Annotated in this window: 12 protein-coding genes; 5 read left to right on the top strand and 7 right to left on the bottom strand. The window is 62.8% G+C overall.

What is annotated here, in order from left to right; all coding sequences use genetic code 11:
- Positions 1 to 359 precede the first annotated feature (359 nt).
- Entirely contained in the window at positions 360 to 1,055 is a 696-nt protein-coding gene (locus C442_RS19020; protein ID WP_008313289.1) for a ThuA domain-containing protein, read from the bottom strand.
- A 107-nt stretch (positions 1,056 to 1,162) separates the two neighbouring features.
- Here C442_RS19020 and C442_RS19015 point away from each other — a divergent pair, with 107 nt between their 5' ends.
- Together C442_RS19015 and C442_RS19010 are read left to right on the top strand one after the other, a co-directional pair.
- Positions 1,163 to 1,537: a winged helix-turn-helix transcriptional regulator gene (locus C442_RS19015; RefSeq protein WP_008313286.1), complete on the top strand. Its 375-nt coding sequence runs from the start codon at positions 1,163 to 1,165 to the stop codon at positions 1,535 to 1,537.
- A 46-nt stretch (positions 1,538 to 1,583) separates the two neighbouring features.
- Positions 1,584 to 1,994 (top strand): CoA-binding protein, encoded by a 411-nt coding sequence (locus C442_RS19010; RefSeq protein WP_008313284.1) that lies wholly within the window; start codon positions 1,584 to 1,586, stop codon positions 1,992 to 1,994.
- 252 nt (positions 1,995 to 2,246) lie between these two features.
- Here C442_RS19010 and C442_RS19005 read toward each other — a convergent pair whose 3' ends face one another.
- Both C442_RS19005 and C442_RS21885 read right to left on the bottom strand, forming a co-directional pair.
- Complete coding sequence (locus C442_RS19005) at positions 2,247 to 2,630, bottom strand: thiol-disulfide oxidoreductase DCC family protein (RefSeq protein WP_008313281.1); 384 nt, start codon at positions 2,628 to 2,630, stop codon at positions 2,247 to 2,249.
- A gap of 92 nt (positions 2,631 to 2,722) precedes the next feature.
- On the bottom strand, positions 2,723 to 2,875 hold the full coding sequence (locus C442_RS21885; protein WP_161606638.1) for a hypothetical protein: 153 nt from the start codon (positions 2,873 to 2,875) through the stop codon (positions 2,723 to 2,725).
- Positions 2,876 to 2,948: 73 nt separating this feature from the next.
- Between C442_RS21885 and C442_RS19000 the strand changes: the two genes are divergently transcribed.
- Both C442_RS19000 and C442_RS18995 read left to right on the top strand, forming a co-directional pair.
- On the top strand, positions 2,949 to 3,191 hold the full coding sequence (locus C442_RS19000) for a BolA/IbaG family iron-sulfur metabolism protein (RefSeq protein ID WP_004516243.1): 243 nt from the start codon (positions 2,949 to 2,951) through the stop codon (positions 3,189 to 3,191).
- A gap of 72 nt (positions 3,192 to 3,263) precedes the next feature.
- Positions 3,264 to 3,602 (top strand): glutaredoxin family protein, encoded by a 339-nt coding sequence (locus tag C442_RS18995; RefSeq protein WP_008313275.1) that lies wholly within the window; start codon positions 3,264 to 3,266, stop codon positions 3,600 to 3,602.
- A 24-nt stretch (positions 3,603 to 3,626) separates the two neighbouring features.
- Here C442_RS18995 and C442_RS18990 read toward each other — a convergent pair whose 3' ends face one another.
- Positions 3,627 to 3,806: a DUF5786 family protein gene (locus C442_RS18990; protein WP_004516241.1), complete on the bottom strand. Its 180-nt coding sequence runs from the start codon at positions 3,804 to 3,806 to the stop codon at positions 3,627 to 3,629.
- A 174-nt stretch (positions 3,807 to 3,980) separates the two neighbouring features.
- On the opposite strand from C442_RS18990, the gene C442_RS18985 reads away from it, so the two are divergent.
- Positions 3,981 to 5,903: a beta-CASP ribonuclease aCPSF1 gene (locus tag C442_RS18985; RefSeq protein ID WP_008313270.1), complete on the top strand. Its 1,923-nt coding sequence runs from the start codon at positions 3,981 to 3,983 to the stop codon at positions 5,901 to 5,903.
- A 12-nt stretch (positions 5,904 to 5,915) separates the two neighbouring features.
- On the opposite strand, the gene C442_RS18980 is transcribed toward C442_RS18985, so the two are convergent.
- The 3 genes from C442_RS18980 to moaA are packed head-to-tail and all read right to left on the bottom strand — an operon-like array spanning position 5,916 to position 9,204.
- The gene (locus C442_RS18980; RefSeq protein WP_008313269.1) at positions 5,916 to 6,929 is read right to left on the bottom strand and encodes a DHH family phosphoesterase; all 1,014 of its coding nucleotides are present in this window, start codon (positions 6,927 to 6,929) and stop codon (positions 5,916 to 5,918) included.
- A gap of 55 nt (positions 6,930 to 6,984) precedes the next feature.
- Positions 6,985 to 8,070 carry a putative sulfate/molybdate transporter gene (locus C442_RS18975; RefSeq protein WP_008313267.1) on the bottom strand — a complete coding sequence of 362 codons (1,086 nt, stop codon included), beginning with the start codon at positions 8,068 to 8,070 and terminating at the stop codon, positions 6,985 to 6,987.
- Between the two features lie 51 nt (positions 8,071 to 8,121).
- Positions 8,122 to 9,204 (bottom strand): GTP 3',8-cyclase MoaA, encoded by a 1,083-nt coding sequence (moaA, locus tag C442_RS18970; protein WP_008313265.1) that lies wholly within the window; start codon positions 9,202 to 9,204, stop codon positions 8,122 to 8,124.
- Between the last annotated feature and the right edge of the window lie 31 nt (positions 9,205 to 9,235).

Raw genomic sequence — 9,235 nt, 5'->3', positions numbered from 1 at the left:
CTGCCACACCGTCTAGCTCGTCCTCTAAACTCTTGATTGCCCCCGCGCCAGCGTACCCCGCACCGAGCACGACCACGTTCTCTGTCATAGGCCATTCTCCGAAGTCATTAGATACAAACCCTTTGGAATCGGTCTACGGCTCCGCTGTTGTCCGCGCATGCTGGCTCACGGTCGTGACCCAGTCCCCTAAGTTTGCAGTCGCCTTCGGTCACCCTCCCGAGGTAAAACAGCACCTACCGTTCCGAAAGACGCCTCCTAATCACCTATTTACAGAGACAGTCTGTCCTTTCCGGTCGGCCAATCAAACAGAGGGAGGGGTAACCGGGAGCCGACAGACAGCACAACGGTTGTCCTGACCGTCAGGACTGTCCAGCACAGCGGTGGTCGGTCTCATTCGGCGCGGCCCACGTAACAGCGTTGTGCAGGAGCTTCTGGACGACCGGCCGGTGATACACTGGAAACGTCTCGTGGCCGGGTTGGAAGTAGAATATCCGTCCTGCATCACGATAGTAACAACACCCGCTGGGAAACACTGTGCCGTCGCCACACCAACTTACAGTCACCAGGGTGTCCGGTATCGGCAGGTCGAACCCCTTTCCGTAGATCTCGGCTCGTTCGAGTTCGAACTCCTCGGGAAGCCCGTCGGTAATTGGATGGCTCGATTCGACGACCCAGACGTGCTCGCGCTCGCCCTCCTCGCGCCAGCGCAGGGTGCCAGTCGTTCCCATGAGTGCCTCGAACGGCTTCGATTCGTGACTGGAGTGGAGCGGGATGAACCCCATTCCGTCACGGACAGCCTGCTCGACGCGGCTCGCAGTCGCATCGCTGACAGCATCGTGTGCGACATCTCCCCACCACAGTAACACGTCAGTTTCGGCGAGTACCTCCTCGGCTAGTCCGTTGGCAGGGTCATCGAGTGTCGCTGTCTGAACAGTGTGGCCGTACGAAGTAAGCATCTCAGCCAACGTCGTGTGGATCCCGTCGGGGTACATCGCATTGGCCGGGCCTGTCGCCCGTTCGTGCCGGTTTTCGTTCCACACGGTGACTGCAACCATACAAGAATACACTGAATAACCGGAGAAAAATATAATTACTCTCTCATGGCTGAGCTACCTGCACAGGGGTAGTTATTAGCCGGCCGCGGCCGAAATCCCGACAAGATATGAGTGATTCACCGGAGAAGCTCTCCGTCTGGTGTGCTGGCGAAGAGTGGTGTCCGATAACCACGACGGCGTCCCTCATCGGGAAGAAGTGGCACCCCGTCATCATCCACCGACTGCTTGATAACGGCCCGTCAGGATTTAACGAACTCAAAGAGAACGTCGACGGGATTTCTTCCAAAGTGCTCTCTGACAGCCTCGAAGACCTACAGGAGAAAGGGCTCGTCGACCGGGAAGTAATCAACGAACAACCGTTTCGCGTCAATTACTCGCTCACCGAACACGGGGAGTCACTTGAGTCCGTAATCACCGAAATGGCAGCGTGGGGCCAGACATACCTGCAGGAACCGACAGAGGCCGACGAGCCTACGGAGTAGGTCGTGCAGGCAATCGCTTTTGTTGCTGCCCGGCGAACATCCGTGTATGCCCGTTAATTCGGACGACGAACTCCGAGAGATCCTCGAACTGGACCGCGTCGCCGTCGTCGGGTGTTCGACCAGCCCCAGCAAGGACGCTCACGAGATCCCGAAGTACCTCAACGAACAGGGGTACGAGGTGATTCCGGTCAATCCCTTCGCAGACGAGATATTCGGACAGAAGGCCTACGACTCGCTGTCAGAGATTCCCGGCGAGATAGACATCATCGACGTGTTCAGGCCAAGCGACGAGGTCAGCGACATCGTTGACGCGGCCCTGGAACGGGACGACGACGCCGTCATCTGGCTCCAGCTCGGCATCCACGACGACGAGGCCGTCGAACGTGCCGAAGCGGCCGGCCGCCGCGTCGTCCAGGACCGCTGTATGAAGCCGACCCACCAGCAACTGATGGCCTGAACAGGCAGATAACGGCTGAATGCGGTTGACACAGCCGTCGCCCGTACGGTCAGTCTGTGTCTGGGCCACATCCGGAGTGTGCTGCCGTGGGAGCCAGAGGGTACTGGCTCGTCCGGGTGCTGTTCCACCGGGCGCTGGCGGTTATTTACCTGCCGGCGTTCCTCGTCGCGGCCACGCAGTTTCGGTGTCGATTCTGCGCTACGTCAGCCCGGTCAGCGAGGGCGATCTGCAACACGCCAGGGTCCGGGGTCGTCAGTTCGTGCCGTCCCTGCGCGCTGGCGGCGTCTTCGACATGACCTTCCCCCACTTCGAACGGTTATCGGCGACCTGTCGATAGGCCCGCTCGCGGAACCGCTCGTAGTCTTCGAACTGCCGGAAGAACGAGACCAGCGGCCGCGCCGGCTTGCCTATGTCAGTGTAGGTGAGCGCTGTCTCGATGGACTCCCCACAGGAGTACACCTCCTCCCCGGTCACCAGATGCGAGCAGGACTCGTAGTCGTCCGGAAGTCGCTCCAGCAGGTCGTCGTCGAGGTCGGAGAACCCGACGATTTCGAGGTCGGACCGCTCGTCGATGAAGTCCGCCCACCACGTACAGAAGCCGCAGTCGTCGTCGTAGACGAGCGTTGCGTCGCTCATATCCGACCTACGTACCCGAGGCACAAACACCTGTGGTTCAGCTGGCGGGAATTTACAGCCGATCACCACAGACACGGACATGAAGCGGTTCGTCAGACTGATTGTTGATCGTGGCCGGCGGGCTTGCCTTGGTGGTCGCGCTCTGGACGGTTTGGCTTGTGGCCTCGTTCTCGGCAGTCCGGTTCGGCGGGGTCGCGCTCACCCTTCTGGGACTGGCCGCCCTCGGAGTCGGTATCGGCCGGCAACTGTCGCTCAGTTAGTGACCGCGGCATGACTGTGACGCCAACTGTTTTGCCTGCCGCTCTCTTCAGAGCGCGTATGGACGAGGATGCAGTCGCCGAACTCATCGAGGAAGCGCTTCCGGAAGCACAGGCGACGGTCACCACACCGCGGGACCCCGACGACGACAAACACTACGCCGTACGCGTGGTGTCCCCGGCGTTCGAGGGAGAATCACTAGTCGACCAGCACCAGCTCGTCCACGACGCGCTGGGGGACCATCTCACCCGCGACATTCACGCTATCGAGCTGACGACACTGACGCCCGAGGAAGCCGAGTAGTCGAGCGTCCCGACGCTGTGGACTCGCTCGCCCCGTCGGTACGCCTTTATTGCCGACGCCGTTAGTGTGGGTATGGCATTCGAGCCCGAAGAACTCTCGCCCGAAGAGGTCACGGACCAGGTAGACAGCGTCATCGAGGACAACGAGGTCGTGCTGTTCATGAAAGGCAACGAGCTGATGCCACAGTGTGGCTACTCGAAGAAGGCCCTCGCACTACTGCAACAGCACCGCGACGACATCGAGACAGTGGACGTGCTCAAGGCAACCGACGCCTATCGTGAAGCCCTGGAGCGCCACAGCGACCGCGAGACTATCCCCCAAACGTTCGTCGACGGGGAGTTCATCGGCGGCAGCGACATCCTCGAACAACTGGACGAGCGCGGCGAACTCGCGGAAAAAGTCGGCCAGTAAGCGCAGTCGGGAGTGGCGGCGGCGTTACTCCTCGTCCTCGTCTTTCATGTCGCCGAGTTTGTCGACGAGGTCGCTCGTGGTCGCCTCCGTCTCGAAGGAGACCGACCCGTCGTGGTCGTTCTCGTGGACCGCAACGCCCTCGCTGTCGTCTGCGTCTACGTCGTTGTCCTTCTGTTCGGATTCATCGTAGCTACCAAAGCCCATACAACTACAACTCGCAGTCCCACACTAAAATTCGCCGGTTCCTGCCGAGACACGACCATACAATGACATACCGAGACAAGCAAAGGTTCTTTACCGTGCTTGCACTCCCGCTAGATAACGGCAGTCGAGAGCCGTGGTTTTACCGACGGCTATCGGGCCTCCATCTCCAAACTTATGAGTTCCGCAGACGAGACACTTGATCGAATCAAAGCACAGGTCGAAGAAGAGACACCGGACGACATCGAAATCGAATCCGTCGCGTTCGAGGGACCGGAACTGGTTATTTACACGCCGGACGCGCAGACGGTCGCCAACCGCGACGGGATCGTCAGAAACCTCGCACAGACGCTGCGCAAACGTATCAACGTTCGCCCCACGCAGGAAGCCCTCGTCCCGCCGAACGAAGCCCGGGCTCGAATAACGCAGACGATTCCCGAGGATGCCGGCGTCCAGAACCTGGATTTCGACCGCCAGACCGGCGAAGTGTTCATCGAGGCCGAAAAGCCCGGCCGCGTCATCGGCCGCCACGGCGCGACCCTCGACGAAATCTCCGCTTCCGTCGGCTGGACCCCCGAAGTCGTTCGGACGCCGCCGATGGAGTCCTCGACGGTCTCGAACGTCCGGAACTACCTCAAGCAGGAACGGGAGGAACGACGGGACATCCTCCAGCGCGTCGGCCGCCAGATCAACCGCCCCACCACGGCCGACGAGGACTGGGTCCGACTCACTACGCTCGGCTGCTGTCGGGAGGTCGGTCGCGCGTCGTTCATCCTCTCGACGCCCGAGTCACGCATCCTCATCGACTGCGGCGACAAGCCCGGGGCTGAGGGCGAGGTCCCGTATCTCCAGGCCCCCGAAGCCCTCGCGGCGGGGCCGAACTCCATCGATGCCGTCGTCCTGACTCACGCCCACTTGGACCACTCCGCGCTCATCCCTATCCTGTTCAAATACGGCTACGACGGCCCGATCTACACGACCGCGCCGACGCGGGACCTGATGGGGCTGCTCCAACTGGACTACCTCGATGTGGCCTCCAAGGAGGGCCGCACCCCGCCTTACGAGAGCCAGCAGGTCCGGGACGCGCTCAAACACACGATTCCACTGGAGTTCGGCAATGTCACCGACATCGCGCCCGACATCAAGCTCACGATGCACAACGCCGGCCACATCCTCGGCTCGGCGGTGTGTCACTTCCACATCGGCGAAGGGCGGTACAACGTCGCCTTCTCGGGCGACATTCACTACAAGGACACTCGGCTGCTCGACGGCGCTGTCAACGACTTCCCGCGGGTGGAGACGCTCGTGCTTGAGTCGACCTACGGCGGGAAAAACGACTACCAGACCGACCAGTCCGACTCCGAGCGCGTCCTCAAAGACGTCATCAACGAAGCCTACGAGAAGGAGGGCAAAATCCTGATTCCGGCCTTCGCTGTGGGGCGGTCCCAGGAACTCATGCTCGTCCTCGAAGAAGCGATGCGAAAGGGCGACATCCCGACGATGCCGGTGTACCTCGATGGGATGATCCGCGAGGCGACGGCCATCCACACCGCGTACCCGGAGTACCTCCGCGAGGACCTCCGTCAGCGCATCCTGTATGAGGACGAGAACCCGTTCCTCGCCGAGCAGTTCGCACAGGTCGACGGCGGCGACGAGATGCGACGGGACATCACCGACGACGAGCCGGCTATCATTCTCACCACCTCCGGGATGGTCACCGGCGGCCCCGTGATGTCCTGGCTCCGCCTGCTGGGCAGCGACCCTGACAACACGATGGCCTTTGTCGGCTATCAGGCCGAGGGAACGCTCGGTCGCCAGATCCAGCGCGGCCAAGACGAGATCACGCTCGGCGATACCAGCGGCCCGCGAGCGGAACGGGTCAGCCTCAAGATGGGCGTCGAAACGGTCGACGGCTTCTCCGGGCACGCCGACCGACAGGGACTGGAGTCGTTCGTCGAGACGATGCACCCCCGGCCGGAGAAGATCCTCTGTGTCCACGGCGACGAGTCCTCGACGAACCAGCTCTCCTCGGCGCTGTACCAGAAGTTCAACATGCGGACCCACAACCCGAAGAACCTGGAAACGTTCCGGCTGTCCTGAGGGCTGCGCTGATCAGTTCTCTTCGGAGAGGTTCAATCCGGCAAACAGCCGCGCCGAAATCACCTGCTCGACGATATCGACGAGCACGGTGTCGTCGCTCGTGTAATCGGCGAAGATGCCGAGCGGCACCTCGCCGCCGGCCATCTCCCGATGCCCGCCCGCGCTCCCCACGTCACTCAGTGACTCACTCAGAACGTCACCGATGTTGACCCGGGAGTCCGTCGAGCGGGCGCTGAGCTGGATAGTGTCCTCGACGATGCCGAAGACGATGGCCGTATCGACGCCCTCCAGGGTCGCCAGGTAGTCGGCCGCCTGCGGCAGTGCGTCCCGCTCTGGCGTCCGTCCGACGTGTGAGATCAGCACCGAGCCGCGGACCGTCCGGTTCCCGATGGCGTCCGCGATAGCGTCGACAGTTGCGCCGCTGATCGACGGCGAGGAGAGTTGTCGCAACAGGTCCGAATCAGCCGCCGCTGTCAGAAAGCCGGCCGCCCCGTACTCGTCCGGCGTCACGCCGCGAAGGAAGCCCAGCGTCTCCCGTCGAATGGCAAACAGTAGCGCCGTCGCCAAGCGGCCGTCGAGTTCGATGTCGAGGTCCCGCAGGTACTCGGTCAGTATCGTCGCCGTCGCCCCGATCTCCACGCGGTGGTCGATGAACCTGGCCGCAATGTCCTCGGCGGGATGGTGGTCGATGACGATATCGACCGAGATGTCCTCGGGAACCCGGTTGTTCGATCCCGGAATCGAGTGGTCGACGAAGGCGAGCAGTTCCGAGGATTCCCGGTCGGTCACGTCGGCTGCATCGAACTCCTGGATGTCCATCTCCAGGAGATTGACGAACGAGCGGTTCTGCTGGTGTGAAATCTCGCCGCTGTAGAGGATTCGCCGCTCGTCGATGCCGACGGCGGCCGCGATACGGCCGAGCGCAAGCGCACTGGCCAGACAGTCGGGATCGGGGTTGTTGTGACAGACGATGGTAAGTGACTCCGCCTCTCCGAGCAAGTTTTCGAGTTCCGTTGCGGGACGCATCTATCAGTCGACCCTTCGGGCTCCTGATACAAGCGTGTGGGGGCCGGCCGTCGAGTCACACCCGGGCGCGCAGTTGCTGGACGAGAACGCCGAGGGCGAACGCGAGACCGAGGTTGACGAGTACGCCGAGAACACCGATTGCCGCGACCACTACGAGGTCATCTGTTCTAGAAACGCCGGTCCAGCCCAGTTGGAGCGCGATTAGTACCAGAATGACCCCGAGTAGCGCCGTCGGGTAGGCCGCGATGACGCCGACGGCGAGGAACACGGTCAAGACGTAGCCCGCGCCGAGAATCAGGTTCGCGCCGGGCGTTCTGGCCCCGAAGGCGTACTTTCCGGCGACGCCGCCGCTCCCGTGACACATCGGGAACGCACCGAAGGGGACCGCGACCAGATTCATCAGCCCCATGCTGTTCGAGAGTTGGTCCGCGGACACGTCCCGGTCGAAGTAGTCCGCAAGCAGGACTGACGTGGCGATGGCGGCGTTGCCGACCGTGACCGCAATCTGAGCGAGGACGGCCTCTGCCGTCTGGACCGACAGTGTCATGCTTGGAAGCATGAACATGGCGTCGACAGCGGGGACGGCCGGCGTCGGCACGCCGGTCTCCGCGAGGGCGAGGACGACGCCGAGGACGAAGACGGCGAAGGCGCTCTGCCCACTGTAGCCCAGAAGTGCGAAGACGGCCACAAGGCCGACGGCAACGGCCAGGAGTGTTGGGTCGCTGAGCCCGAGACCGATGCCCGTCTCTAGCAGGACCAGTGCGACGCCGAGTTGGACCCCCCGGACCACGGTGTCGTCGACGTACCGATTGACCGTCCCGAGCGACCGCGTGGTACCGAGTACGAGCAGGATGCCCGCCAGCAGGAGCCCCGCAACGACGAGTTCACCGGTGGAGATAGTCCCGGCGATGACCAGCGCGGCGAAGGCCTTCATCGGCTCGACCGATATCGGGACGCCGTAGTACAGCCCCCAGACGACCTGAAAAACGCCGAACCAGACCAGCATGACCGGGAGCGAGAGCTCCGTCAGCACGGCGACGGCCACGACGACCGGGAGCACCGTCGCGGAGTCCCCGACAGCGCCGGTGAGTTCGTTCCACGACAGTGAAATCGCGGTTCGGTCGCGGAACGGGAAACTCATTCTGGCCGGTCTTCACGATGGAAAAACAAGAGCGTTTGCCCGCGGCGACCGCTACTCCGAGTACTCGTAGGGCGCACGGTCCCCGTCGGTGTCGATGTACTCCTCGTTTATCTCCCACTCGCCGTCCTCGGTTTCGACCATGTACTCGCCGTAGTAGGGGACGCGGGTGTCGACCGTCTCGCGGAACGCGGCGCGCATCGACTCCTTTGTCGTGCCGATGTCCCGCAGGTCGTCGTTGCGGTTCAGACAGCCCTTGAGATAGCCGTCGTGGGTGAGCCGTACGCGGTGGCAGTTCGCACAGAAGTTCTCGTTACCGACGGGGTCGACGATCTCGACCATGCCGCTGTTCTGGTTGTTGACTGGCTCCGTCTGAACGCCGCCGTCGGACGCGGCCAGCGAGGTGGTCGCGCCACTCCCTTCGACCGCCGCCTCGTTGCTGTGTATCCAGTAACGCCTGCGGTCGTGCATCTCGCGGTGTTCGACCGTGTCCGCGCGGTCTTCCAGCCAGTCGTGGACGCGGTCGATGTCGATGGCCCACTCCGGATGGCCGGCCAGTTCCGGCATGTACTCGATGAGCTGGAGCTGGAGCCCGGGGTTCTCGGCGACGTGGTCGACCATCTTCGGGACGTAGCCCGCAGTCGGCTCGAAGACGACCATGTTGAGCTTCACCGGCGCGAGGCCGGCGTCAAGCGCCGCTTCGACGCCTTCGAGGACGCGGTCGTAGGCCCCGCTCTGTGTCAGCTCGGCGAAGGCCTCGCTGTCGAGCGCGTCCTGGGAGACGTTGACCCGCTCAAGGCCCGCGTCGACGAGGTCCGGGGCGCGGCCGGGGAGGAAGGTGCCGTTGGTCGTCATCGACACCTCCATCTCGTCGGGGGCACGCCGAACAATCTCCTCTAAGTCCTCCCGGAGCATCGGCTCCCCGCCCGTGAACTTCACCGAGTCGACGCCGAACTCGGCGGCGACTTCGAGGAAGGCCACGATGGTGTCGGCAGTGAGTTCGTCGTCCTGTGCCTCCATCGGGCCCCGTGTGTCGCCCAGCCCCTCGTTGTGGCAGTAGACGCAGTCGAAGTTACACCGGTCGGTAAGGGAGACGCGGACACCGGAGACCTCGCGACCGAAGTCGTCTTCGAGCATTTCCTTGCTAACTGTTCACAGCACAACCTCT

Origin of the sequence: Haloarcula amylolytica JCM 13557 (assembly GCF_000336615.1) — an archaeon.
GTDB classification, from domain to species: Archaea; Halobacteriota; Halobacteria; order Halobacteriales; family Haloarculaceae; genus Haloarcula; species Haloarcula amylolytica.
The sequence above is the reverse complement of the archived record's forward strand: the minus strand, read 5'-3'. Positions and strand labels throughout refer to the sequence as shown.